The organism is Phyllobacterium pellucidum (genome assembly GCF_013327855.1).
GTDB lineage: Bacteria > Pseudomonadota > Alphaproteobacteria > Rhizobiales > Rhizobiaceae > Phyllobacterium > Phyllobacterium pellucidum.
The window spans coordinates 73595-98928 of sequence record NZ_JABUMX010000004.1; the positions used below are offsets into that span (position 1 = coordinate 73595).

The window sequence follows — 25334 nt, forward strand, 5'->3', positions numbered from 1 at the left end:
CCTCGTCCCGATTGACGTTTCTGGTAGTGCCGGCCCCTCCCCAAGTAGCTTTCGTGCAGGGCCGATGGCGTGAAATTGAAGCATGCTCACTGCGCCAATGTGGCGTCATCGGCCCAAAAACTACTGAACTTGCCGGCAGTCTGGGAGTAATTTACTGTAGGATACGCTCACACGGAGAATTGCGGATGGAGCGAAACACTCGGAGCAACCGGCAGGTCGTTGCATTCAGTTTTTTCGGTTTTGTCCTGTCAAACGCCGGCCCGGCACACTATCTTGCACTCGAAACCGCAGCATGAGTTGGAGGCCGGAATGAGTGCCGAGAAACAATTGACTGATCAGGACGCTTTTGAAGTGGCGAATGGAATCGTCGAAACGCAAAAGGCCAAGCTTTCCCCGAAATTTGTTGAGCAGATAGGCGATTCAGACTTGCGCGTAGGCGAATCCTGGTTTGCCTGGGGGATCTACGGAGCACTGACGACCGATGCCGAACGGCGCCGCCGGCTTCTGGCCGAGTATTTGAAGCGCAAGGACCAAAGCGAACGCGACCCGAACGAACTTGCGCGCGAGATCGAGGCACTTTCCATTGGCGAAAATCGGCTGTTCCATGCCGTTGCAGGGGCTGGGCGCCAAGCCTACCTAGAAGGCGGCGACGCGCATCTCGACAAGATTGCGTCCATCTTCCTCAATATGATCAGGAACCATTGAGCGCAATAGCTTGCTAGCTGTGCTGAAATCCGGGCGAGGCAGTATCATTCCTGCAACGTGTCACTCTTGCATCACTCAGGCTATCGTATGATCGACTTCTGATCGCCACACTGCCCCCAAGAAACCGGCGATCAGCTTTAGGAGGAGCAAGAGACGATAAGGTTCCCCCTTGTAAACGTTTCCCTCCTCCTCTTTTTAGGTGCGTCTTGACGTAAATTTAGGCCGCGCCGGGGGGCCGCCGGAATGAAATCCTTCAAATGGCTATCAAACAGGGCCATTGACAGGCCTGTTGCGGTGCAGCAAGGTTGGTGAGTCGAGAGGCCAACGCTCGATGTGAGGTTCGGTGAGTCACATTGAGCGAAATGCCGGACCTCACCTTTTACATTATCGTGAGTTGACGGGAAGCTGCAGCGGGCGCACGCTTTGGGGGTTGCGCTTCTAGCGATCTGCAACATCGGGGCTCGGGTCGACCCTTCCTTTCTCCTCGAGCCGAGCCTCACCTTACTTGTCCGCGCTTTCTTCTTATTTTCCGGCGCAATCGATCTCGCCGATTGTCGCGCTAGCGCCGGATGATCTCGTGGAACTCGTCATGCTGGCCGGGAAGGTCCTCGGCGACGACCAGGCCAAGGCTCTCGGCGTCAAAAATAGCAAACCATTCGTCCCATTCAACGAGCCGCGGACGGCCAAAATCTGCTGGGCGGTCAGCGCCCTGATCGTCGTCGTCCTCGTAGGCGTGCTGGCCAAAGGCAAGCGCGAGGACGGGAACGTCGCTACCGATCAAATCGGCGGAATCGCGGATGGTGGGCACACCGGAACGACCTGCGGCCCAATCCTTTATTTCCTGGTGATCTGTGAGCAATCTGGTTTCGACCATGGGAACTCGTCCTTTCCATTGTGCTTGTGCAGAGGCGTAAGCCCCCGGCCCCATTGATGCATGCCTTGGCCGCATGCATCAAGTCCGCAAGGTCAAGCCAGCCTTGCTGCGAACTCTGAGAGGATGGCCCGCTGGCCCTTGAGAATTTTCTGCGCGGCCACGGGCAACGGGAACCACCCCGCGCGATCGACCTCGGGAAATGCTTGCATCGAGCCGGATTTGGGCGGCCACTCCATTTCGAACGTATTGCTGACAATGGTTTCGGCATTCACCGCCGGATCGGCTTCGACCGACCAGGCAACTATTATCTTGCCGCTCGGCTGCTTGAATTCGCCGAGCGGCGCGAAGGTGCCGTCTATATCGAAGCCAATCTCTTCCCTGGCCTCGCGTCGCGCCGCACCCAGCTCATCCTCGTTATCGTCGATGAGGCCTTTCGGTATCGACCACGCGCCATCATCCTTGCGAGCCCAATAGGGCCCGCCGGGATGGACCAGCAGCACTTCGAGAGTTCCGTCGCTGTAGCGATAGATCAGAAGGCCTGCGCTCCGCTGTACCATTCAGGCCGACGCAGCACGGACGGGAAGCTTCCAGCCGGGCCGGATGAAGTGACAGGTATATCCGTTCGGGATGCGCTCGAGATAATCCTGATGCTCGGGCTCGGCTTCCCAGAAATCGCTGGCCGGGGCCACCTCGGTGACAACTTTGCCGGGCCACAGTCCCGAAGCGTCAACGTCTGCGATCGTATCGAGCGCAACGCGCTTCTGCTCCTCGGTGGTATAGAAAATCGCCGAACGATAGCTCATGCCAACATCATTGCCCTGGCGGTTGCGGGTGCTCGGATCGTGAATCTGGAAAAAGAATTCAAGAATCTGCCGATAACTGATGCGGGCCGGATCAAAGACGATTTCGATGGCCTCCGCATGGGTTCCATGGTTGCGGTAGGTCGCGTTCGGAACGTCGCCGCCGCTATAGCCGACGCGTGTCGAAATCACCCCGTCATAGCGGCGAAACAAATCCTGCATGCCCCAGAAGCATCCGCCAGCGAGAATTGTGCGTTCTTGGCTCATGAATTTACCTCCAGTTTCTTGGGATGGACTGCTGTATCGCCCTGAATATAGGGATGCGCGTGTCCAGCCGCCAGAAGCGGGCCGCCAAGTGCAATGACACCGGCTGCCGGTGAAGGTTCACGCGAGGTCACATCGTAAATGCAAGGCGAACCTAGCACTCCCGCGACGATCAGGCACTTTATAACAAATTTCATTACGGCTTTTCCTCTCAGGTGGAGCGATATCGTACGATCATAGACGAAGATATCGCCCCTCAAGACGGGGGCGATATCTTTCGGATCGTCAGCCACGGGCTGCCTTGACCTCGGGCATGCCGGGCTGATTGGCTGCCTGCTCGCCCTTGGCTTCAGCTAGAAGATCCTGAATTACCTTTTCCGACGTGTCGTATTCGCCTTCGCCGAAATGGTGGTAGCGGATCTGCCCCTTGGCATCGATGAAGTAGTGCGCCGGCCAATAGCTGTTCTCGAAAGCCTGCCAGATTTTATAGTTGTTATCGACGGCAACCGGATACTTGATTCCAAAGTCGGCGATCGCCTTCTTGACGTTGTCGATCTTCTTCTCAAAGGCATATTCCGGGGCGTGCACGCCAATGACGACAAGACCCTGATCCTTATACTTCTCGGACCATTCCACGACATAGGGCACCGTATGAATGCAGTTGATGCACGAGTAAGTCCAGAAATCGACCAGCACGACCTTGCCGCGTAATTGCTCTGGGGTCAGCGGCGCTGAATTCAGCCATTTGACAGCGCCACCCAGTGAGGGAAACTTGCCTTCGACCGGCAAATCACTGTGAAAGGCCGGTTGGGTGTTGGCGGCCAGCATAACGCCACGGTCTGCTGCTGATTGCGGTGAAGTACGCGGCTTGAGCGCATCGAGAAGCGCCTGCTCGGCCTTGCCCGTGGCCGGCCCCGAGAGCCGAGCCAGATAGCCCGTATCTGCGCCGAGCGCGATGGCGGCGACGCCAGCAAGAACGGCGAGGCCGAGGCCACGACGCAGCCATTCGCCGGCGCCTATCGAGCGCTTCATCACAGCGAAGACCTGACCACCAACGAGCACTGCCAGTGCAAGCGATGTCCCTGCGCCTGCCGCATAGGCGAGAAGAAGCAGGGTCGTTTGGACGCTGGCACCCTGAAGCGCGGCTCCGGTCAGAACCAGGCCGAGAATCGGTCCGGCGCAGGGCGCCCAGAGCAGGCCCGTTGCAACGCCAAGGATGAGCGCTCCTCCGAATGTCGGAACGGACCCGGGTCCGCCGGTTGCGTTCAGCAATCTGTTGGCAAAGGTTACAATGGGAGTGGTGGCGATGGCGGCGAGCCGCGGAGAAACAAGGGTCAGGCCAAACGCGGCCAACAGCACAAGTGCCGCGTAGCGCCCATACTCATTGGCTTCCACGGCCCAACTGCCCCCAACGGCGGCGAGCGAAGCGACAAGGGCAAACGTCATTGCCATCCCGACCAGCATCGGCAAGGTACTCTTGATGAAGGGTTGCCCCGCGCGCGCGAAGACAAAGGGAAGTACGGGCAGGATGCAGGGGCTGAGGATCGTCAGCGCGCCCGCGAGGTAGGCAACAAACAGAAGCGTCATCATCATCTCCTTCGAAGCGATGTGTGTGCGACGACTGAAGATCAGTCACGGACCGCATAGAGCGGCAGCGACGTATCCTGGATGTGTCCTATAGGGCTCGAATTGTATCGGATTGTACGAATGCGCGGGATATCACGCTTCAGCGAATGGTGACTTCCGCTGAAAGGCCGCCACCGGCACGATTGCGCAATTGCAGCGATGCACCAATGGCAAGCGCAAGTTGGTGGGCGATGGCCAGTCCCAGCCCCGTGCCCCCCGTGCCGCGGTTGCGTGACTGCTCAAGCCGGAAGAACGGCTGCAACACCGCCTCCAAATGGTCTTCCGGAATGCCGGGGCCACGATCCATGATCTTGACGGTCGCTTGACCGTTCTTGTCACTTTCAAGATATACCTCGGCGCTGCCGCCAAATTTCAGCGCATTGTCGATGAGGTTGGTGAAGATCCGCCGCAATGCGTGGGGCCGAGTATCCACCGGGGCAAGGATTTTTCCTTCAATCGTTACGGCCTTACCTGTGTCCTGGTAGTCGTAGACGAGGCTTTCCATAAATGAGGTAATGTCGATGCGGGAGGACTTCTCCGCATCGCCATGGGCGCTGCGGGCATAGGCCACGCCTTCATGGACAAGCCGCTCGATCTCGGTCAGATCCTGGATCAGCTTGTCTTTCTCGGCGGAATCCTCACCGACCTCAGCACGAAGCTTCATCCGGGTAATCGGGGTCTGCAGGTCGTGGGAGATCGCAGCCAGGATTTGCACGCGTTCCTCGAGATAGTGCGCGATCCGGTCGCGCATGGCGTTGAAGGCAGTTGCGGCATAGGCAACTTCACTCGGACCTGACTCGCTGAGCCTTGGAGCCTTTTTGTTAGGGTCGAGCGTATCGGCTGCATGGGCGAGATCGACAAGTGGACGGATTGCCTGGCGCACCGCAAACCAGGTGCAAAGAACGAGCAGGAGCAGTTGAGCAACGAGTACGTACGGCAACCAATCTGCGAGCGGCATCGCCGCCGGCCGTACATCGATCGTCAATGGCGCGCCGTCGCTCAATGTCAGATGGGCCTGCAGGCGCATCGCATCGCCCGGGATGGATTCCACATGGATGGGAAAGCGCTGACCACCGGCAGCTTCTATCTTTGCCGCAATCTCGGCCCCCCGCTTGCTCATGTCAGGAACGCCGGGCAGGCCGTTTCCGAGTTCGAAGCGATAGGTTCCACGATCAAGGCGGTCGAGCCAGTTCGCGCGCTCATTGGCGGGCAGCCGATCGAGAATGGCAATGGAGGTCGCGACATCGCTTTCGAGCGTGTTCAACATGACGTTCCGCGTTGCCATATAGCGTTCAAGAAACAAGGCACTGAAGGACAACGCATGAGCAAGGATCAAGCCCGCGAGAAGGATCAGGAACAGGCGCGCGCCAAGCGTGCGGGGCCATCGCCAAGGATGCGGGCTCCCCGCAATGCTCATTGTCGCAGCTCGGCAATTTCAACTGGCATCGAGAAAACGTAGCCCTCGCTCCGTACGGTCTTGATATAGGCAGGTTCACGCGCATCGTCGCAAAGTCGCTGCCTCAGCCTGCTGACGAGCAGGTCGATCGAACGATCGAAGAGCTCCGCATCGCGGCCTTGCGTCAGATTGAGCAGTTGGTCGCGATTAAGCACGCGCTGCGGGTGATCGACAAACACGCGAAGCAGTCGGTACTCGGCGCCGCTGAGTGTGACCGTGGTTCCGTTCTTGTCGACCAGATGCCGACCTACCGTGTCGAGTTCCCAATCGCCGAACCGCACGCGTTGGCCGGCCTCCGTGATCTGGAGGTTGGGCGGAAGCATACGGGTTCGCCGCAGCACGGCCTTGATCCGTGCCAGCAATTCGCGTGCCGCAAATGGCTTCACCAGATAGTCGTCGGCACCCATTTCAAGCCCGATGATGCGATCGGTCTCATCGTTTCGCGCTGTCAGCATGAGGATCGGCGTCGTCTTGTGCTTACCGGCCCGCAACTCGCGGCACAGCACCAGCCCGTCGTCGCCAGGCATCATGATATCGAGAACGATGAGATCGACAGCATTCGTTTCAAGGAAAGCGCGCATGTGCCGGCCGTCTGCCGCGACGCTGACGCGCAAGCCGTTCCTGGTCAGGTAGGCCGCGACCAGTTCGCGGATCTCACGGTCATCATCGACGATCAAGACGTGGTCAATGTGGTCCATCACACCTGCTCGTTTGTTTTGCCCTGCCTGCTTGAGCCTCAGAAGCCATCGACATCGATGACCGCCTGGGCAAAAGCCTGAGGCGCTTCCTGCGGCAGATTATGGCCTATGCCGCCTGTGATCGTTCGATGCTCGTACTTGCCAGAAAATTTCTGGCGATAGGATGCCGGTTCGGGATGCGGCGCGCCATTCGCGTCTCCTTCCATTGTGATCGTCGGCACGCTGATTAGCGGGCCCGCGGCAAGCTTCTTTTCCAAAGCGTCGTACTGCGGTTCGCCCTGCGCAAGGCCAAGCCTCCAGCGGTAATTGTGAATAACGATGTCGACATGATCCGGATTGTTGAACGCTTCGGCGGATCGATCGAAGGTAGCATCGTCAAAGTTCCACTTTGGCGATGCAAGCTGCCAGATGAGCTTTGCGAAGTCATGCCGGTTGCTGTCGTAGCCCTGGCGGCCGCGATCAGTGGCAAAATAGAACTGGTACCACCAGGCAAGTTCCGCCTTTGGCGGCAAGGGCTTCTTGTTGGCTTCCTGGCTGCCTATCAGGTAGCCGCTCACCGAAACCATGGCCTTGCAGCGCTCGGGCCATAGCGCTGCCACTATGTTCGCCGTCCGCGCTCCCCAGTCATAACCTGCGATGATCGCGGTCGGAATTTTCAATGCATCCATCAGCGCGACAATGTCCGTGGCAATGACCGCCTGCTGGCCGTTGCGGATCGTCTCGCTCGCGAGAAACCGGGTCGTGCCGTAACCGCGAAGATAAGGCATGACGACGCGGTAACCCGCTCCGGCAAGAAGTGGCGCGACGTCGACAAAGCTGTAGATATCATACGGCCAGCCGTGCAGCAGTATCACCACCGGGCCGTCCGCGGGGCCGACTTCCGCATAGCCGACGTTGAGCTGCCCGGCGTCAACCTGCTTAAAGGGTGCGAAGCTCGTATGCGTCCCCGGCTTGACTGCAGGCGCTACCTTGTCGGCCTGCGCGTTCGCTGCGCCTATCAGTGGAAATTCCACAGCGACTGCCGTCACCGCGGCAATACTGAGGAAATTGCGACGGTTGACCTCTTCCGACATTGTTACTTCTCCGATTGGGTAAATGCGACCACTGCAATGCATGGCGAACGTATACCCCGTGTGTCCGTCAAAGGGCAATTTGCATGCGCGTGTAAGTAGCAGCGTACCGGATACATACTGTTACAATCGGGCTTTGGACAAGCTACTGGATCAGAAGTAATCCGCGTTTCTTGTCGCCATCGAATGTGTCCATTGCCAAGAATAGGCGTTCGCGTTCAACGAGCCACGGCCGGTAGTTTTCGTTCACGTCAAGGACGAGGACCATATCGGCCCCCTCGAGATAGCCGCCAATCGGTGAGAAGTGCCCTGCGCCAGCGCCAAAGATTTTCTCTCTGGTAAAGTTGATGATGTAGCGACGGTCCGGATCATTCGAATGTCGCAAGTGCTCGCGGAACTCTTCGCTCGATATGTCGCGAATGACCGTGACTTTCCGATCGGTATGCTGTTTTGCAACACCGGCCAATTCGTCGAGCGTCAGACCCATGATGCATAGGCCGGTCCAGCATTTGCCGGTGCCTTCGAGGACGGCCGTCTCGGTGGTCTCGTCCTCCCCGAGGGAGCGAAACACGTTGGCGACACTGGCGGGACCGCATTTTGAGGGGTTGGACTGGTAGCTGACCGTCAATCCAAATGTCCTGGCAGCCGGAAGCTTCCAAGCTTGTGCAAGCATGTCGGGTGACCGGGTGACGGCATTCGCTATGGCATCGGCGGGAACCTTGGTCTGACCGACAACGACAATGACCGCCCCCAAGAAAAGGGCACTGAAGGCGACCAAGGCTAGAAGAACACGCCTCATGTTTTCCGACCACCGATGATGCGGCATCCTACATCAACGATTGCACCACTACTACCGACCCGTTGAGCGTCAGTTCTGCTCGATGTCTCCGGCACCGGGCAGACGCGCAACCGAGACAGCGGCGTCGGGCGCGACAGTGACCGTCGCCGTCATGCCGGCCACGAGCTGCGTCTTTTGCGGGATCTGGTCCAACGCAATCCGCACCGGTATGCGCTGCGCCAGCCGCACCCAGCTGAACGTCGGATTGATATTGGCGAGAAGACCCGAACCTGCCGTTCGCTCACGATCCTCAATGCCTGCGGCGATGCTGTCGACGTGGCCGGTGATGGCTTCTGATTGGCCCATCAGCTTGACCTTCACGGAGTCCCCGACACGGATACGGGCCAGCTTGGTTTCTTCGAAATAGCCTTCGACCCGAATTGAATCGGTGTCCACCAGCGCCATCTGGGAACTGCCTGTCGTCACATAATTTCCCGGCCGGAGCGACAGGTTGGTGATGGTACCGTTGACCGGCGCCTTTATCTGCGACCGCTCGCGGTTGAGGCGGGCGAGTTCCAGACTGGCGGTAGCTTGCAGATAGCTCGCTTGGGCAGTCGCCTCAGCGGACTGCGCCGCCTCCTTCTGTTGCTCGGAAATGACACCACCGAGCTGTTCGCGACGCTTGCGGTCGCGGCTTGCCTGCTCGAGCGTTGCCTTCGCGCCTTCGACCGCCGCTTCGGCCTGTGTCAGGGCGATTTCAAAGCGCCGCTCATCGACCTTGAACAGTATGTCGCCCTTCCGGACGATATCATTGTCCTTGACGAGAACCTCGCTGACGAGGCCGGAGACGTCCGGCGCTACGGCCACGACATCCGCGCGCACCCGCGCGTCGCGAGTCCACGGATCGTTCATGTAGTGGTTCCAGAGTTCGCGACCCACGAACAATGCACACACGACCAATGCCAGGGTGACAACTACCCTGCCAGCTGTTTGAAGATTTTTCATCATGATACTAACCATTGCGTAAGTGAGACTGTCGCGCCGAGAAGCACGACGTAGAGCGCGACGTCGAACAGTCCACGATGCCAGACCCAGGCATAAATGCCGACCCAGGCAAGTGCGCGGCGGACTATCGCCGAGAGGAGAAGCGTCAGAAACATCATGCCGAGAAGCCCGGGCATGTAGACGCCATAAATATCGAAATCACCAAGCATGTGTTCTACTCCGCAGCCATCAGCATTTGCGGCGATGACGTTTTGACGATGTCGCCGTCCATAGGTTTGGGGGACGGCGCATAAGGGAAAAGGGCGCGGCGCAGGCCGACAAGTGCATCGAGTATGCTGCGGCCCTGCATTGTCTGCTGCAGACCTGGCAGGCTCAGTGCCTGATCGATGCGCTCCTGCAGGCGAGCATCGGGCGCGACCGCTTCGCGGCGTACGACACGCTGGCGAAACAGGTCGGCAATACCGGAAAGGACTGCATTCACGCTCGACTGGCCCTCGCCATCGAGATGCCGGCGCGCACGTTGTATCGCGACGATGTTGAAACCGAGACGTACTTCGGCAAAGCCATCGATCTCGGAGAGATACCGATCCTCCAGCGCAGCCAGCCGGGGAACAAGCTGGCCCATGCGATCGAGCATTCTTCCGGCAAGTTTTTCATGATCGCTTCGCCGCAAACCAGCCGCGGTTTCGGCGAGATCCGACCAGCCGGCCCGCACCAGGCGGCGCGCAGCTATCTCGGCGCCAAATGGCCTTGCGACCTGCGTCCAGATCAGCGCGAAGGCGATGCCCGCCATGGCCGCGATCGCCTCGTTGGCAAACGAGGCGAAGTCGACGGTCAAACGATTCTGCATGGCAACGAACGAGGCGGTGTTTACCGTGAGCAGCATGGCAAGCATGTTGAATTGCGGACGTGGAATAAGAAGTCCGATGAGAAGGAACGACGGGGCGAAGACGAGGACCAGCATTTCGTAGCCGCTGATCGCCGGCAGGATCGCAAACTGGTATACGAACGCTGCGATGAGGCTGACGCCGCACCACAAGAACATCTTGAAAATGAATGGTGCGGGTTGATCCATTGCGGCGAAGAACGAGCAGGCTACGGCGGTCATCATGACGAAGCCGGCGCCGCTCTGCCATCCCGTTTCGATCCATATTAGGCTTGCGACGAGCGTGGCGACGACGACCGATCCCGATGAAAACAGCATCATGGCATAATCGTAATAGCGGGTGCGGCCGACGACTTGCCGATGCCGAAATGTTGGCCGCCACCGGCCGGAATACTGCCCGCGGGCGATCTGTTCGCGTAATGCAAGGCAATCGTGCCAGAGGTTGATAATTTCCAAAAGCCGCGCAAGCGCGCTCGACAAGATCAGGTGGTCCCAATTCTCTGATCGATCAGCCGATTTAAGCTCCTCGATCGTCCTGGCAAAGCGTTGCGGAGCGTCCGCGGACGCGGCATCGGGTGATTGCAGCCAATCGGCCACCTCATGGAGCAACGCACCGAGCTTGGCCGGCAGGGGCCGGTCGCCCGACTTCAGGGCATGAAGCCTGTCCGCCAGTGACGAGAACAACGGCAACAGCATCATGAGCCTTCCGCGCAATTCTCTCGCATGGCGGGTGACGTCGCGGGTGCCGGCGTCAAAGGACAATTGACTGATGATGAGATCAAGGCCGGCAATATCTGCAGCGAGCTTCTGGCGCCTTGCCGGCGTTGCCGGTATTGCCCCCTCGCCGCGCAGAATTTCGTTGGCCCAGTCGGCCGCATCATCCAGCCAATCAGTGATGCGGCCACCGAGAACGGTCCCGACGCTGCTTGGAAAGATCAGGAGGCCAACGAGAGTGGCGCAGGTAATGCCGATGATGATTTCTTCCGTGCGTGCGACCGCCGTATCGAAAATCAGTTCGGGCGTTCCAACGGTTGGCAGGGCGATCAAAGGAAGTGAATAGCCTGCAAGCATGAAGACGTAACTGCGCGGCGTACGATCAAGCATGGATATGTAGAGGAGGCAGCCGGTCCAGAGTGCGACGACGAGGGCAAGAAGCTCGGGCGCGTTTACAAAGAGCGGCACGAAAAACACGGCAGCGCTGGCGCCGATGATTGTGCCGAGGGCGCGATAGAGACCTTTTGAGCTTGTTGCCCCGGCCAATGGATTTGCAACGACATAGACAGCCGCCATCGCCCAGTACGGACGCGGCAGGTCGAACCACAGGGCGATATAGAGCGCCATCATCGATGCGAGAAAGGCCTTGGCTGAAAATACCCAATCCCGCCAGGACGGAAACATCACGGCGTCAACTCGACCTCGCGCCTCAAAGGTTCAGCGGCAGGAGAGTTGCTTGCAGCATCGAATGCCGCCAGAACCCGCAGTGCCGCATTGAGATCTTCCTTGCTCACGTCGGCAAGTATCTGGGCGCGCAAGCCGACGAGGATATCCTCGAGCCTGGAGGCGTATTGCTTGCCCTTGCGCGTCAGCCACAGGGTCTTCGCGCGCCGGTCGCTCTTGTCTTCCTTGCGGATGACGAGGTCGGCCGCTTCCAGCTGGTCAATCAACCGGACAAGCGAAGGGCCCTCGATCCCGATATAGGATGCAAGGGTGATCTGGCGCACACCTCCGCCAAGCCGTCCGATCCACAATAGAGGTGCAGCACAAGCTTCGGAGATGTTCGACGACATCAACGCTTGATCGGTAATGCGCCGCCACTGCCGTCCCGTTTGGAGAAGACTGGTGGTAAAGGCGCGGCGGAGTTGATCTATTTCTTGCATAGGAAATTAATAGCATCCTAATCATTTTCTTGCAATCGATTTTTTTCGCGGCTCGGCCGGTTGTGAACGCCGCCTTCTTGGGCAGTCAGGCCTGACGCATGCGGGGGCCTATGAGAGAAATGTCATCATCAAGGGCGCTCGGTCTTCCCCAAGCTTGGCGGCTGACCGCTGCATGAAAGCATCAGTGGCAGCGTCTGGCTTCAACAGCGGTGATTGGGCTTGAGGTCAACTGCCTGGGGGCTACGGCGAGCAGTTCGCAAGCCGAAAGGTCGCGCCATGATTTGAGGAGCTCAGGGCATTTTTGCCTGATCCGCGTTTTGTCAGCGTGACCTTCTGGAACGAAGTCGAGGATCACCCGATTAGCCCTGCGGTGATTAGCGCCGAGCACCGGCGTCACATTCCAGCGGGTCGCAGATTAATTGCCACGGCAAGCGGTCTGCCTCGCAAACCAACGCGAATTCGGTTGATGGCGGCCGCGGCCAGGTTCATCACCCGCCGCGGCGCGGACTTGCAGGTGTTTAAAGCGGTGTGACGTCGAAACCGAACCACTTCTGCGATAGCGACTTTATTGTGCCATCGGCCTTGGCGGCGTCGATTGCTTCGTTGAACAGCGCCTTTAGTTCAGGTTCGTTCTTGCGCAGACCAACCGAGCTTCCTTTACCGAGGAAGCCGCCCTGGAAGCGGGGACCTGCAACGGTCATTTCCTCGTTCCCGGGTTTGGCGGAAGCGGTGGTCAGATACGCCATCGATGCCATCACCAGATCGACGCGGCCGGCGGCGAGATCAAGGTCATGCTGTTCGGTGGTCTTGTATTCACGCACCTCGACGACGCCCTTGAGATATTTGTCGACGAAGGTAGCGCCCGTCGATGCGGTCTGGACGCCGATGATCTTGCCCTGCAAAAGCGGCTTCAGTTTTTCGAGCGCTTCAACCGCGCCTGCCTCGTTGGAAGCCAGCGAGAATACCTTGCCCTTGAGCTCCATTCCTGCCAGCGGACTGGACTTCAACGTCGCAAATGCCTGCCCGGTCGAGCCGTACGACTGGCTGAAATCGATGACTTCCTCGCGCTTTGCCGTCGCCGACATGCCCGAGATGATCGCGTCGAATTTGCCGGCATTGAGAGCCGGGATCATGCCGTCGAAATCCTGAACGACGATCTTGCACTCAACCTTCATGTGGTCGCAAAGATATTTCGAGAGTTCAATTTCATAGCCGTCGAGCGTGCCATCGGGATTGGTGAAATTGTACGGCTTGAACGCGCCTTCGGTCGCGATCGTAACGTGCGTCCATTTCTTTTCTTCGGCGTGGGCGCCGGAGGCGAGGACGAGAGCTGAAAGCGTCAGTGCCTTCAGAAAGACGGTCAGTTTTTTCATTCGAGGTATTCCCCTTGGTTTGTGACTGGTGGTTCAGCCTTGGATAAACTGTTTGAAACGATCGGACTTGGAGTTGCCGAACACCTGTTCCGGTGTCCCCTCCTCCTCGATCAGTCCTTTGTGGAGAAAAATGACGCGGTTCGAGACATCCCGCGCGAAACCCATTTCATGCGTGACGACGAGCATGGTGCGACCCTCTTCAGCAAGGCCTCGCATCACGCGCAGGACTTCGCCGACAAGTTCGGGATCGAGCGCCGACGTCGGTTCATCGAACAGCATGATCTGCGGGCGCATGGCGAGCGAGCGGGCAATGGCGGCGCGCTGCTGCTGGCCTCCGGAGAGATGCGAGGGATAGTGATTGCGCTTGTCGGCGATCCCGACCTTGGCGAGCAATGCCTCGGCTTCTTCGATGCACTCCTTGCGCGGTCGCTTCTGCACGTGGATGGGCGCTTCGATCACGTTTTCGAGGATCGTCTTGTGCGACCAGAGATTGAAGCTCTGGAACACCATGCCGAGACGTGCGCGCACGCGCTCGACCTGGGCCTGATCGGCGGGACGGCTTTTGCCGTCACGCATGCGCTGCATGCGGATCGTCTCCGAGCCAACGGTTACTTCGCCCGAATCCGGAACCTCAAGCAGGTTGATGCAGCGAAGCAGGGTGGACTTGCCGGAACCCGAGGAACCGAGAATCGAGACCACCTCGCCTTCATTGGCGGTAAGGGAGATTCCTTTCAGGACCTCGGCGTCACCGAAACTCTTGTGCAGGTCATTGACACGAAGCGCCAAGGGCGTGGCCGGATGTGACTGAGCGTTCATTTGGCTTCTCCTGGAACCGGCGTCATCAGCCGGGGAGCGCGAAGGTGGGGACTGAGCAGGTGCTCGACGAATTGTACGAGGCGCGTCAGCATGAAGTTGATGGCGAGGTAGATCAGGCCGGCGACGATAAATACCTCGATGGCGCGATAGCTCTCGGAGATGATCTTCGCGGCAACGCCAGTGACTTCCATCAGCGTGATGATCGATGCAAGCGACGTGGCCTTGACCATGGAAATCATTTCATTGCCATAGCCCGGCAGCGCCTGCCTGATTGCCAGCGGCATGACGATGCGCCGGAAGATCATGAGGCGTGGCATGCCGCAGGCGCGGGCGGCTTCGATCTGTCCTTGCGGAACGGACAGGAGCCCGCCGCGAATGATCTCGCTGGCATAGGCGGCTGTGTTCAGCGTCAACGCGATGACGGCGCACCAATAGGGCTCACGCAAGATTGGCCAGAGCACCGTATGCCGAACCGCTGGAAACTGGCTAAGGCCGTAGTAGATGAGGAAAATCTGAACGAGAAGCGGCGTGCCGCGGAAAACGAATACATAGGTTCTCGCAAACCAGTCCAATACGGCGACGCCCGAAAGCCGGAACAGCGCCAATGCAAGGGCGACGAACGCACCGAGGAAAATCGCCGTCGCCGCAAGCTGGAGCGTCAGGGGTATAGCCTTGACGAGGCTGACGAAGGTCTCGATCATAAATGACCAATCCATCAGCCTCTCCTCACGCCGCGTGAGAAATGCCGTTCCGACCGCTGCAAGACGGCGCCCGAGAGTGTGGAGATCATGAGATAAATGCCGCCGGCAACGATGTAAAAATTGAACGGCATGCCCGTTGAGCCCGCACCGATTTGCGCCTGGCGCAGAAGTTCGACGACACCGGTGATCGAGACGAGAGCCGATTCCTTCAACACCACCTGCCAGACATTGCCCATGCCGGGAAGTGCGTGGCGCAAGGTCAGCGGCGCGATGATGCGTCTGAAGCGCAGCGGCCTCGACATGCCGCAGGCGATGGCTGCTTCGATTTCGCCGCGGTGCACGGCTCTGAAAGCGCCACGATAGACTTCCGTCTGCTGGGCGCCTGAGGTGATCCCGACCGCAAGCGCACCAGCAAGGAAGCCGGGAAAGCCGATAAAGCCTTCGGAACCGAGGAACCGGCCGATCGCCGTCACGGCCGCGCTGCCCCCGAAATAGAAGAGATAGATCACGAGAAGGTCGGGAATACCGCGCAGCACCGTCGTATAACCATCGGCGAGCACCCGTATTGTCCTGCCACCGGAAATCTTGGCCCATGCGCCGAATGTGCCGATGACCGAGCCGATCATAAAGCCGCTTAAGGCGATGAGGATCGTCATCACGGCGCCGGTGAGGAGTGCAGCACCCCATCCTCCAGGTCCAAAGCTGATGACGTCAAGGAAGCTTGGCTGGTTCATAGCCTACGATCCGGCTTCAGGGGAAAGGTTGAAGAGCATTTCCTTGATCTGTTCCTTGAGCGTTCAATTTCCGGGAAGTGCCGGCGAAAGATCGAGCTTGCTCGACTTTCGCTGCGACAACTCGCATACGGCCCGTCAGCTGCTGTCGATCCCGTGCCAAGGCCGTCTCAAACATCCGTGTTCTCCGGCAAGGGTGGCTGAACGTCATCGGGAATCGGATTGACGAAAGGCTTTCCCTCGAGGCGGTTGCGATGGTCGGCCTTGGCGGCATCAATGAGATCCCGGTTGGCGAGGAGGTCGATGGCCGTGCCCGCCATCACTTTCGCCGCGTGTTCCATGCCCTTGTGAGCCGCTGGCAGCTTGCCTTGCGCTACAAGCTGCCAAGAGTGCCCCGGCGTGCCAATGGCATAGGTCGCGCCGCGCATCTGGACTGTCGGAACGACCCAGCTTACCGTGCCGACATCCGTTGAGCCGACAATCGCGCCGTCGCCGCTTTCGGGCGGAAAGATGCTGTCGCACAAGGCTTGGCCCTTCTTCGGCGTGACGTCAAACCGTTTGTATGAGGATGCAATGTCTTCTTGCGAGAACGTCTCCTGAAATTTCCGTGCGATGGCATGGTCGTGCTCGTCGAAGGCAGGCGGGCCGAGACGCTCGAGGTGCGAATGCATTAGCGATTCGAGCGGGGTGTTGCCGACTAGATTGGCGTCGCCGCTGATGATGCGGCTGCGAACCGTGGTCTCGGTCATCAATGCGGCGCCGTCGGCAACCTTCTTGACCCGCGCCACAAGGCCGTTGAGTTCCGGCAGATCGCGGGCCCGCACCAGATAGCGCACCGTTGCCCGGGCCTGGACGACATTCGGGGCGGAACCGCCCGTGTCTGTAACGGCGTAGTGGATGCGGGCGCTCGACGGCATATGTTCGCGCATGTAGTTAACACCAACATTCATCAATTCCACGGCATCGAGAGCGCTGCGGCCAAGATGCGGCGTTGCGGACGCATGTGAAGCACGACCGCTGAAGTGAAAATTGATCTCGTTGCAGGCAAGCGAGATCGGGTTGTTAACACCGGCAAACGCAGCAGGATGCCAGGAAATGGCAATGTCAACGTCGTCGAAGACGCCGGCGCGCACCATGAAGCCCTTGGACGAGCCACCCTCCTCGGCTGGGCAACCGTAGTAGCGGATACGGCCCTTTAGGCCGTTGCGCGCAAGGTAGTCCTTCACCGCAGCAGCCGCCAGCATCGAGCCGGAACCGAGCAGATTGTGGCCGCAGCCATGACCATTGCCGCCCGGCACGACAGCTTGCTCTTCCGCGAGGCCAGCGACCTGGCTCAATCCGGGCAGCGCGTCGAATTCACCGAGGATGGCGATGACTGGGCCGGCCTCGCCTGCTTCGCCCATGACAGCAGTCGGTAGGCCTGCAACGCCGCGCGTAACGCGAAAACCTTCGCGTTCGAGGAGGTCGGCATGCTCGTTCGACGAGCGAAACTCTTCGTAGTTGGTTTCGGGCATCTCCCAGACGCGATCGCTGAGTTCAAAAAACACAGCGCGCTTGGCTTCGACGATTTCCCAGACTTCTGCCGAATTCTTCATGATTTCCCGACTGGTCGTTTTGTGTTAGTAACCAAAATTGGCACCAATTTAGACGCAAATATTTTTTACGCAACCTCTGTGTAAAATTATTTGTCTGGCGTACATCTCGCGGGTGGGCCGCTAACTCTAAGAGGCTCGCATTCGATGGAATTTGGAGAGACGAATGAGTGAAGCAAGAGCCAAGCGAAAATCACAACTCAAATCCGTCGATGTTACCGACTCTATCCTGCACGACATTCTCGCCGGTGTTTTGGCGCCGGGTGTCTGGCTGAAGCAGATCGACCTCGAGCAGCGCTATCAGAGCACCAGGCCGGAAGTACGGCGTGCACTCGATCGTCTGGTGCAGAAGCGGCTTGTCGAGCACGTCCCGAACCGCGGTTATCACGTATTCGAACCGGATGGTAAGCAGGCGAATGAAGTAAGCGACATTCGCGTCATCCTTGAAACGGCTGTGGCGGACAAGATCGTTGCAAATGCCTCGGAGTTGACGACGAAAAAACTTCGCGACCTCGCACACCGTTTTGACGATCTCATCATGAACGGAACGATGATCGAGCTCTACGAGGCCAATCTTACCTTTCACCGCGAACTGCTGGCGCTGTGCGGCAACAATGAACTGGTGAACCTCGTTACCGAGATCCGCCAAAGGACGTCGTCAGCGCCGGTGTCACAATGGAAAACACGCGCGCGGATCGAACAGTCGTCACGCGAGCATCACCAGATGATCGACGCTCTCGAAGCGAAGGACATTGAAGATCTGAAACGCGTTATAATTGTTCATATAAGGCAGGTTTGAACCGGCGGTCGGGCACGGCGGGACGCGCTACAGAAAATCGTCACGCCGCGGCGTGAACGTATCGATCAGCAATCCATCCTCGAGCGCAACGACGCCGTGGACGAGATTGGGGGCAACGATGAAACTGCTGCCGGCAGGCAGTGCCGTGGTCACGCCGTCGACGGTCACCTCGAAGGCACCCTCGGCCACATAACTCACCTGCGTATGCGGATGGGAATGGAGCGCGCCGATCGCGCCTTTGTCGAAGCTGAAGGCGACGAGCATCATTTCGGGACGATGCGAAAGAACGGCGCGACGATTGCCCGGCGAGGTTTCCGTCCAGACCAGGCCGTCAGGCAATGTGTAGTGATCGGACAATGATACCTCCATTTATCGCGCCAGCCATCCGCCATCGACGGGTAGGATCGCGCCATGCACATAGTCGGACGCGCGGGATGCGAGAAAGACGGCCGCTCCGGCCATATCATCCGCCCGAGCCCAGCGTCCGGCCGGAATGCGTTTCAGGATATCGGCATTGCGTGCGGCATCTGCCCGCAGCGCAGTCGTGTTGTTGGTCTCGACATAGCCGGGAGCAATTGCATTGACGTTGATGCCATGCGCCGCCCACTCATTGGCCATCAGCCGCGTCAGGCCTGCAAGGCCGCTCTTTGCTGCCGTGTAGGATGCAACACGAATGCCACCCTGGAACGACAGGAGCGAGGCAATGTTGATGATCTTGGCCGGTAACTTCTCAGCCATCGCCATCCTGGCAAAGGACTGGCAGAGAAAGAATGCCGACTTCAGGTTGGTGTCCATGACGGCATCCCAGTCTTCCTCGGTAAAATCGATCGTATCAGCCCGGCGGATTATCCCGGCATTATTGACCAGAATGTCCGGGCGCTTACGAACGGCGGCAGCCCGCCCGATGACGGCGCGCACCTCATCCATCTTGGAAAGGTCCGCCAGAAGCGGATGAAACGCCCGGCCACCGGCTGTGACGAGGGACGCCGTTTCTTGCATCGGCGAGCGGCCAACGCCGATAATGTCGGCGCCGGCACCAGCGAGACCGACGGCAATGGCTTGGCCGATGCCCGTGTTGGCCCCCGTGACGATGGCGCATCTGCCAGAAAGATCGAACGGATTCATCTCAGACTTTCCATCGGTATCTTGTCCATGTCGGTGAAGCTCATGTTATCGCCAGCCATCGCCCAGATGAAGGAGTATCGACCGGTGCCGGCGCCGGAGTGGATGGACCACCCCGGCGACAGCACGGCATCATGGCTTTTCAGCACCAGATGCCGCGTTTCATGCGGTTCTCCCATGAAATGGAAGATGCGGGTCGACTCTTCCATACCGAAATAGAGATAGACCTCCATGCGCCGGTCATGCACATGCGCGGGCATGGTGTTCCAGACGGAACCCGGCTCGAATGCCGTGAGGCCAACCAGGAGTTGGCAGCTTTCGCAGACATCCGGATGCACATACTGGTTGATCGTGCGCGCGTTTGCTTCTTCGGCCGAGCCCGTGCGCACCTTCTTGGCCATTTCCGGCGTGATCAGCACGGTCGGGCAAGCACGATGTGCAGGTGCGCTCAGGAGATAGAATTCGGCGGGACTGGCCGGGTCGTCGCTGCGAAACGACAGCATTCCCTGTCCCATTCCGACATAGAGCGCATCCTGAAAGCCAAGCGGATAGTCGACGACGCCGACAGTGACCGTGCCCTTGCCACCAATGTTGAGGATGGCGACTTCGCGCCGCTCGAGGAACTGGCTGGTGCCGGTTTCCTTTACCTTGTCGACCACAAGATCTTCTGCGAGCGGGACGACACCCCCGACAATCATCCGGTCGAGATGGCTGTAGGTAAGATTGACCTCACCTTTCGAAAAAAGCCCTTCAATCAGGAAGCCTTCGCGCAGGCCTTTCGTGTCGCGCCTGGCAGCATCTTCTGGACCAACGACCTGGCGCACATTTACGGAAATTGTCACAGCATTTGCCTCTTGGCTTTTGATGAAAGGGTCACGTGAGGACGACATATTCGGTGAGTTGGCTGATGCTGGTGTCTGCCTTGTTCACATCGAATACCTTGGTACCATGGCTCATGATTACAAAGCGATCGCAGACCTGGTAGGCATGGTAGAGGTTGTGCGTCACCAGCACGCTCGACACGCCCTCGGCTTTCAGCTTCAGCACCTGCGCCAGCAAAGCCTCGGTTTCGCGCACGGACAGGGCTGAGGTCGGTTCATCGAGAAGCAGCACCCGCCGTTTAAAAAAAACGGCGCGTGCGATGGCGACGGCCTGCTTCTGCCCACCGGAGAGGTCACCCACCAGCTTATCGGGAGAATCGATACCCGAGATGTGGACAGCCTTCTCGAGCACCTCCATGGCGATATCGCGCATCTCTGCCTGCTTCAGGAAGCCAAAGGCATTGGTGCGTTCGCGCCCCATGAAGATGTTGCGGGTGATCGAAAGTGAATCCACCAGCGCGGTATTCTGGTAGATCGTCTCGATGCCGGCATCGGCGGAATCGGACCTGCAGGTGAACAGCGTCTCGCGACCGTCGACGCTCAGGTGGCCGGAGGTCGGCTTGTGGATCCCCGAAATCAAGTTGACGGTAGTCGACTTGCCGGCGCCGTTGTCGCCCAGAAGCCCGACTACTTCGCTTGGGCCGATGTGGAAGCTCAGGTCCCGCAGCGCCGTCAGCGTGCCAAACGTCTTGGAGATATTGTGCAGTTCGAGAAGATGGGGTGCAAACATCATACGGCCCCCCGGCGTTCGATGAGATGGTTGAATGCGGCAGCGATCACGATGAGGGTTGCGATAAACATGTCGAGGTAGAAGCCAGGGGCCCGTAGGAGCAGAAGCACATCGGTGATCGTGTGGATCAGCATGACCCCGAGGAAGATGCCGATAATCGAGCCGCGACCGCCGCGCAGCGACAGCCCGCCGATGACGCACGCGGCAATCGCCTGAAGCTCGAGCCCGGCGCCCTGCCCCGGCTGGACACTGCCCACGCGCGCCGTGGCGATGATGCCGGCAACCGCCGCCATGCCTCCGGCAATGGCAAAGGCGATCAACTTGACACGGTAGGTGTTGATGCCGATCGCCGTTGCAGCGGCGGGATTGCCACCGGTGGCGAAGACATGGTTGCCGAACTTGTGCCGGTGCAGCAGTAAATAGAAGCTGACAACGAACAGGATGATCCAGATGAACGCGGCATTGATGCCGAATAGCGTGCCTGCAAAGAGGCTCGAAAAGGCAGGTTCCGGATCGAAACGCACCTGGATGGCGCCGTTATAGAGCAGCACGGCGCCACGCCAGAAGAGCAGGCCGCCGAGCGTGACAATGAATGACGGCAGGCCGAAGCGCAACGTAATCGTGCCGTTGAGAAGTCCGATCATCACCCCCAACAGTATGCCGAGCGGTGCTGCGATGAAAGCGCTCAGGCCACCATCGACCAGGCTCGCCATCAAGACCGCCGTCAAGGTATAGACGGAACCGATCGACAGGTCGAACTCCCCAGCAATCATCAGGATGCCGGCGCCCAATGCCAGGCAACCCAGCACCGGAATAGCCTTCATGAGGATGGTCAGGTTCTGCGGCGACAGGTAGCGGAAGTCGTCGGGAAAGGCGAGCGCGCCAGCGATGCACGCGATCTGCAGGGCCGCGAAAACCAGGAGTATCGCGCCGGCCGGCATGGTCATGATGTGCTTCAGCAGCGATTGTTTTTTCGTGCGCGATTTGGGCACGGCAACGTCGGTCATGGCGTAGGTCACTGTCTTTACTCTGTTCAAAGGGATCGAGGGGACCTTCCGGTTTTCGCCGGAAGGTCTTCAGGCGTGACGTTTATCGGTAGCTGCCGATCAGTGGCTTGACCGAGCTGATGCGCGTCTTATCGAGGAACGCGCCCTGGCCGGTATCGACATCAGTCGGGGTCAGACCATATTTTTTCGCCAAAGCAATCTGGGCAATCGGATAATAGCCCTGGAGGTACGGCTGCTGGTCCATGGTCGCGAACATGGCGCCCGATTCGACGGCGTTGACGATTTCAACGGCGAGATCAAAGCCGCCGAAAGGGATCTTGACGCCGGCATCCTTGATGGCGCCTGCGCCGACCGTCGACGTCACGGACCCGGTGCCGAACAGCGCCTTGACATTAGGATTGGCGATCAGGAACTGCGCGATGATGTTCTGGGCTTCGGACGGATCAAGCCCGGAGCGAACCGTCTCCACCTTGATGCCTTTTTCCTTCATTGCCTTTTCGATGCCGCCGCCACGCGCGACGGCGAAACTCGCTTCAGGAATCTCGCGCGGATTGAAGACCACCACGTCGCCATCCTTGAGGCCAAACTGCTCGATCATGCGATTGCCAAGTTCATAACCCGAGGCGAATTCATTCATGCCGACATAGGCTTGGCGGCAATTGCCCTTGGCCCCGTCGAGATCGTCATTGTTGAAACCGATGACGATGATGCCGGCCTTGACGGCGGCGCAGATGCTGGCATCGAAGGCATCCGAACTGGAAATTGCAACTGCAATGCCGTCGACGCCGCTGGCCGTGGCGCTCTCAATAAGGTCGTTCTGGCGGACCGGATCGTTATTGGCATATTGCACGTCGAGATCGACACCGAACTGTGCCGCGGCATCCTGTGCGCCTTTGACGACCGGGTTAAAGAACTGGACACTCGGATCAAGATAGATAATCATCGTGGCCTTGACATCGGCCGCTACGGCGGCGGACGTGAAGGCCATAGCTGCGCACGCCGCAAGCATTGCGGTTTTCAGTTTGGTCAATTTCATTTGCGTATCCTCCCTTTGGATGTGCAATCGGGGTCGAAAGACCCATGTCTCGGCTGGCGAGCTCCGACCAAAGATCGCGCCAGCCGAGATTTTCCTCCTCTGCCTCAGTTTCCGATGAGCAATCTCACCCGAACCAAGGATCCGGCCGGCCCAAGGTCACGTGAATGCCCTTGAACTGCGAATACTCGTCAAAACCGTAGCGGCCAAGCTCGCGCCCGAGCCCGCTTTTCTTGTAGCCACCGATCGGCAGCTCAGGCGCGCCGTCGATGACGCTGTTGATCCAGCAGCGCCCGGCCCGGATGCGCCGGATGCTCTGCAGCGCGTTTTCGAGATTGGTGGACCAGACGCTTGCCGACAGGCCGAACTCCGATGCGTTTGCCAGAGCGACGGCCTCGTCAGCTGTCTTGAACGTCAGCGTCGATAGAACCGGTCCGAAGATTTCCTCGCGGGCAATCGACATATCGGCGGTGACCCCGGAAAACACGGTCGGCGCGTAATAGAGCCCCGCGCCCTCCCCGACCCGTGCGCCGCCGAGCAACAATTCGGCACCGTCAGCCTGCCCTGCCTCGACATAGGAATGCACCTTGGCGGCATGCGCCTCCGAGATCATGGCGCCGATCTTCGTTCGCTCGTTCAAGGGATCGCCGAAAGTAACCTTACGGGAAATATCGAGCAGGCGGTCAAGAAGCACATCGCGGATGCCTTCCTGCACCAGGAGCCGGCTTCCGGAAATGCAGCACTGGCCGGCATTGTGGTAGACACCGTAGGCGATGCCATCGGCCGCCGCCTCAAGGTCGGCATCGGCGAAGACGATCTGCGGCCCCTTGCCGCCCAGTTCAAGGCCAACGCGCTTGACGCTGCGGGCCGCGATCTCGCCCAGCTTCGTTCCAACACGAACCGAACCGGTGAAGGCGACCATGTCTGTGCCGGGATCTTCCGCCAAGACCTGGCCGGCAGGATCGCCGTAGCCGGTGACGACGTTGAAGACGCCGTCGGGAATACCGGCCTCGCGGGCGAGCTCCGCCATGCGGATCGATGTACCGGACGTAAATTCGGATGGTTTCAATACGACCGTGCAACCGCCGCCGATGGCCCATGGCACGCGCTCGGAGGCGATGATAAAGGGGAAGTTCCACGGCGTGATGATGCCGACAACGCCGACAGGTTCCCGCAGGACCAGGCCAAGGCGGTTGTCGCCGATATTATTGTGGGTCTGCCCTTCCAGTGCCCGCGCCTGCCCGGCCGCATAGGACCAGAGATCAGCACAGAAGGTGATCTCGCCCCGGGCCTGGGCAATCGGCTTGCCAACCTCCAGGCTTTCGATCAGGGCGATCTCTTCCACATGGGCGAGAATGAGCTCTGCCGTCTTGAACATCAGGCGCGATCGTTCGGCGCCGGACATGCGCGGCCATGGCCCGGTGTCGAAGGCCCGGCGGGCGGCCGCAATCGCTGCGCGAACATCGTCGGCAGAGGCATCCGGCCACGTGCCGACCACAACGCCGGCGTGGCCCGGGCTCACCCGATGTATCGTCTTGCCCGAGGCCGCATCAACAGACTTGCCATCGACAAGCATCCGGTAGCGGGATTTACTCTGCAAACGCGGGTCACTAGAGTCGGGCGTTATGAAATTGGATTGTACCGTCATCAACCGACCGGATTTTAAAGCCCGGCTCCTCCATTTAGGCTCGGCGTATCGACCGCCGTGCTTGTGCAGTCGTTAAGTTGTATGGTACTGTATGGTGGCTAAATGCAAATGTCAACGAGATGGCGGCGGCGAAAAGCATGAACCTTGAGACATTGAAAATCGAGCCCATGAGGATCGAGACTGGGGAAACGACCGCCGCGCAGGTGGAACGTGACTTGCGCGAGGCGATCATCCGTCTCGATCTCGCGCCGGGGTCACGCCTGTCCGAGCAGGAGATCGCGTCTCGTCTCGGCGTCTCTCGCCAGCCGGTCCGCGAGGCGCTGATTGCCCTTGGAAAATCAAAGCTGGTCGAAATCCGCCCTAATCGGGGAACCATCGTGGTCCGCATTTCGGCGCGTCAGATGATGGAAGCCCGCTTCGTGCGCGAGGCGATCGAGGTCGCCGTCGCCAGGCGGGCCAGCGAGAGTTTCGATACCTGGACGCGGCGAAAGATTGACAGCATCCTCGAGCGCCAGCGAATGGCGATGAGCGGTCACGATCACAATGCGTTTCGCCGGGAGGATGAGCAGTTCCACATCGCTATTGCAGAGGGCGCCGGCTGTGGCCTCGCCTGGAACGCGATTTCAGACATCAAGGCGCACATGGATCGCGTCTGCAACCTGCAGCTTCGTAACCCAGCCTCTATGAACAACCTCATCGAGCAGCATGAGAAAATCGTCGCCGCGATCGACGGCCGAAACGCCGAAGCTGCGGCCAACGCCATGAGGGAGCATCTGAACGGCATTCTGAACGACCTGCCACAAATCGAAGCCGACAATCGTGAGCTCTTCGAATAGCACCATAAACTGTGGCGCATCTCCGT

27 protein-coding genes and 1 pseudogene are annotated in these 25334 nt (G+C 59.2%); 3 read left to right on the forward strand and 25 right to left on the reverse strand.

Features of this window, described 5'->3' with window-relative positions:
- Window positions 1-309: 309 nt before the first annotated feature.
- Complete coding sequence (locus HQ945_RS16910) at window positions 310-705, forward strand: hypothetical protein (protein WP_027232110.1); 396 nt, start codon at window positions 310-312, stop codon at window positions 703-705.
- Window positions 706-1264: 559 nt separating this feature from the next.
- On the opposite strand, the gene HQ945_RS16915 is transcribed toward HQ945_RS16910, so the two are convergent.
- From HQ945_RS16915 to HQ945_RS17000, 18 genes and pseudogenes are all read right to left on the reverse strand, one after another.
- On the reverse strand, window positions 1265-1579 hold the full coding sequence (locus HQ945_RS16915) for a hypothetical protein (protein ID WP_027232111.1): 315 nt from the start codon (window positions 1577-1579) through the stop codon (window positions 1265-1267).
- Between the two features lie 92 nt (window positions 1580-1671).
- Entirely contained in the window at window positions 1672-2136 is a 465-nt protein-coding gene (locus HQ945_RS16920) for an NUDIX hydrolase (protein ID WP_113281278.1), read from the reverse strand.
- On the reverse strand, window positions 2137-2646 hold the full coding sequence (gene msrA / locus HQ945_RS16925; protein ID WP_174208312.1) for a peptide-methionine (S)-S-oxide reductase MsrA: 510 nt from the start codon (window positions 2644-2646) through the stop codon (window positions 2137-2139).
- Entirely contained in the window at window positions 2643-2840 is a 198-nt protein-coding gene (locus HQ945_RS16930; protein ID WP_113281279.1) for a hypothetical protein, read from the reverse strand. Before HQ945_RS16930 ends, msrA begins: the two co-directional genes overlap by 4 nt.
- A 103-nt stretch (window positions 2841-2943) precedes the next feature.
- Window positions 2944-4230 (reverse strand): annotated as a pseudogene (locus HQ945_RS16935) (cytochrome c biogenesis protein DipZ); the annotation flags it as partial.
- 139 nt (window positions 4231-4369) lie between these two features.
- On the reverse strand, window positions 4370-5686 hold the full coding sequence (locus HQ945_RS16940) for an ATP-binding protein (protein ID WP_027232114.1): 1317 nt from the start codon (window positions 5684-5686) through the stop codon (window positions 4370-4372).
- Window positions 5683-6423: a response regulator gene (locus HQ945_RS16945; protein WP_027232115.1), complete on the reverse strand. Its 741-nt coding sequence runs from the start codon at window positions 6421-6423 to the stop codon at window positions 5683-5685. Before HQ945_RS16945 ends, HQ945_RS16940 begins: the two co-directional genes overlap by 4 nt.
- 38 nt (window positions 6424-6461) lie before the next feature.
- Window positions 6462-7496 (reverse strand): alpha/beta fold hydrolase, encoded by a 1035-nt coding sequence (locus HQ945_RS16950; protein ID WP_174208314.1) that lies wholly within the window; start codon window positions 7494-7496, stop codon window positions 6462-6464.
- A 142-nt stretch (window positions 7497-7638) separates the two neighbouring features.
- Window positions 7639-8292, reverse strand: a complete 654-nt coding sequence (locus tag HQ945_RS16955; RefSeq protein WP_174208315.1) for a phytochelatin synthase family protein — start codon at window positions 8290-8292, stop codon at window positions 7639-7641.
- A 69-nt stretch (window positions 8293-8361) separates the two neighbouring features.
- Window positions 8362-9276: an efflux RND transporter periplasmic adaptor subunit gene (locus HQ945_RS16960; protein WP_174208371.1), complete on the reverse strand. Its 915-nt coding sequence runs from the start codon at window positions 9274-9276 to the stop codon at window positions 8362-8364.
- Window positions 9276-9485, reverse strand: a complete 210-nt coding sequence (locus tag HQ945_RS16965) for a DUF1656 domain-containing protein (protein ID WP_153669776.1) — start codon at window positions 9483-9485, stop codon at window positions 9276-9278. Before HQ945_RS16965 ends, HQ945_RS16960 begins: the two co-directional genes overlap by 1 nt.
- Before the next feature lie 5 nt (window positions 9486-9490).
- Entirely contained in the window at window positions 9491-11563 is a 2073-nt protein-coding gene (locus HQ945_RS16970) for an FUSC family protein (RefSeq protein ID WP_174208316.1), read from the reverse strand.
- On the reverse strand, window positions 11560-12039 hold the full coding sequence (locus tag HQ945_RS16975) for a MarR family winged helix-turn-helix transcriptional regulator (protein WP_027232120.1): 480 nt from the start codon (window positions 12037-12039) through the stop codon (window positions 11560-11562). Before HQ945_RS16975 ends, HQ945_RS16970 begins: the two co-directional genes overlap by 4 nt.
- 518 nt (window positions 12040-12557) lie before the next feature.
- The gene (locus HQ945_RS16980; RefSeq protein ID WP_091923240.1) at window positions 12558-13412 is read right to left on the reverse strand and encodes a transporter substrate-binding domain-containing protein; all 855 of its coding nucleotides are present in this window, start codon (window positions 13410-13412) and stop codon (window positions 12558-12560) included.
- A gap of 33 nt (window positions 13413-13445) precedes the next feature.
- The gene (locus HQ945_RS16985; protein ID WP_113281286.1) at window positions 13446-14228 is read right to left on the reverse strand and encodes an ABC transporter ATP-binding protein; all 783 of its coding nucleotides are present in this window, start codon (window positions 14226-14228) and stop codon (window positions 13446-13448) included.
- The gene (locus tag HQ945_RS16990) at window positions 14225-14944 is read right to left on the reverse strand and encodes an ABC transporter permease (RefSeq protein WP_113281287.1); all 720 of its coding nucleotides are present in this window, start codon (window positions 14942-14944) and stop codon (window positions 14225-14227) included. Before HQ945_RS16990 ends, HQ945_RS16985 begins: the two co-directional genes overlap by 4 nt.
- Window positions 14944-15663 (reverse strand): ABC transporter permease, encoded by a 720-nt coding sequence (locus tag HQ945_RS16995; protein WP_091923245.1) that lies wholly within the window; start codon window positions 15661-15663, stop codon window positions 14944-14946. The genes HQ945_RS16990 and HQ945_RS16995 overlap by 1 nt, the downstream gene beginning before the upstream one ends.
- Before the next feature lie 167 nt (window positions 15664-15830).
- On the reverse strand, window positions 15831-17255 hold the full coding sequence (locus HQ945_RS17000) for a M20 family metallopeptidase (RefSeq protein ID WP_113281288.1): 1425 nt from the start codon (window positions 17253-17255) through the stop codon (window positions 15831-15833).
- Between the two features lie 163 nt (window positions 17256-17418).
- Here HQ945_RS17000 and HQ945_RS17005 point away from each other — a divergent pair, with 163 nt between their 5' ends.
- Window positions 17419-18051: a GntR family transcriptional regulator gene (locus tag HQ945_RS17005; protein WP_027232126.1), complete on the forward strand. Its 633-nt coding sequence runs from the start codon at window positions 17419-17421 to the stop codon at window positions 18049-18051.
- A gap of 27 nt (window positions 18052-18078) precedes the next feature.
- Here the strand turns inward: HQ945_RS17005 and HQ945_RS17010 are convergent, their stop codons facing one another.
- From HQ945_RS17010 to HQ945_RS17040, 7 genes are all read right to left on the reverse strand, one after another.
- Complete coding sequence (locus tag HQ945_RS17010; RefSeq protein WP_091923249.1) at window positions 18079-18420, reverse strand: cupin domain-containing protein; 342 nt, start codon at window positions 18418-18420, stop codon at window positions 18079-18081.
- Complete coding sequence (gene kduD, locus HQ945_RS17015; protein ID WP_027232128.1) at window positions 18421-19176, reverse strand: 2-dehydro-3-deoxy-D-gluconate 5-dehydrogenase KduD; 756 nt, start codon at window positions 19174-19176, stop codon at window positions 18421-18423.
- Window positions 19173-20009 (reverse strand): 5-dehydro-4-deoxy-D-glucuronate isomerase, encoded by an 837-nt coding sequence (gene kduI / locus HQ945_RS17020; RefSeq protein WP_425500671.1) that lies wholly within the window; start codon window positions 20007-20009, stop codon window positions 19173-19175. Before kduI ends, kduD begins: the two co-directional genes overlap by 4 nt.
- 37 nt (window positions 20010-20046) lie before the next feature.
- Window positions 20047-20784, reverse strand: a complete 738-nt coding sequence (locus HQ945_RS17025; protein ID WP_027232130.1) for an ATP-binding cassette domain-containing protein — start codon at window positions 20782-20784, stop codon at window positions 20047-20049.
- Entirely contained in the window at window positions 20784-21791 is a 1008-nt protein-coding gene (locus HQ945_RS17030) for an ABC transporter permease (protein WP_113281289.1), read from the reverse strand. The genes HQ945_RS17025 and HQ945_RS17030 overlap by 1 nt, the downstream gene beginning before the upstream one ends.
- An 82-nt stretch (window positions 21792-21873) precedes the next feature.
- Window positions 21874-22827: a sugar ABC transporter substrate-binding protein gene (locus HQ945_RS17035; protein ID WP_174208319.1), complete on the reverse strand. Its 954-nt coding sequence runs from the start codon at window positions 22825-22827 to the stop codon at window positions 21874-21876.
- A gap of 124 nt (window positions 22828-22951) precedes the next feature.
- Entirely contained in the window at window positions 22952-24472 is a 1521-nt protein-coding gene (locus tag HQ945_RS17040; RefSeq protein WP_113281291.1) for an aldehyde dehydrogenase family protein, read from the reverse strand.
- Window positions 24473-24591: 119 nt separating this feature from the next.
- Between HQ945_RS17040 and HQ945_RS17045 the strand changes: the two genes are divergently transcribed.
- Window positions 24592-25308 (forward strand): GntR family transcriptional regulator, encoded by a 717-nt coding sequence (locus HQ945_RS17045; protein WP_174208320.1) that lies wholly within the window; start codon window positions 24592-24594, stop codon window positions 25306-25308.
- The last annotated feature ends 26 nt before the right edge of the window (window positions 25309-25334 follow it).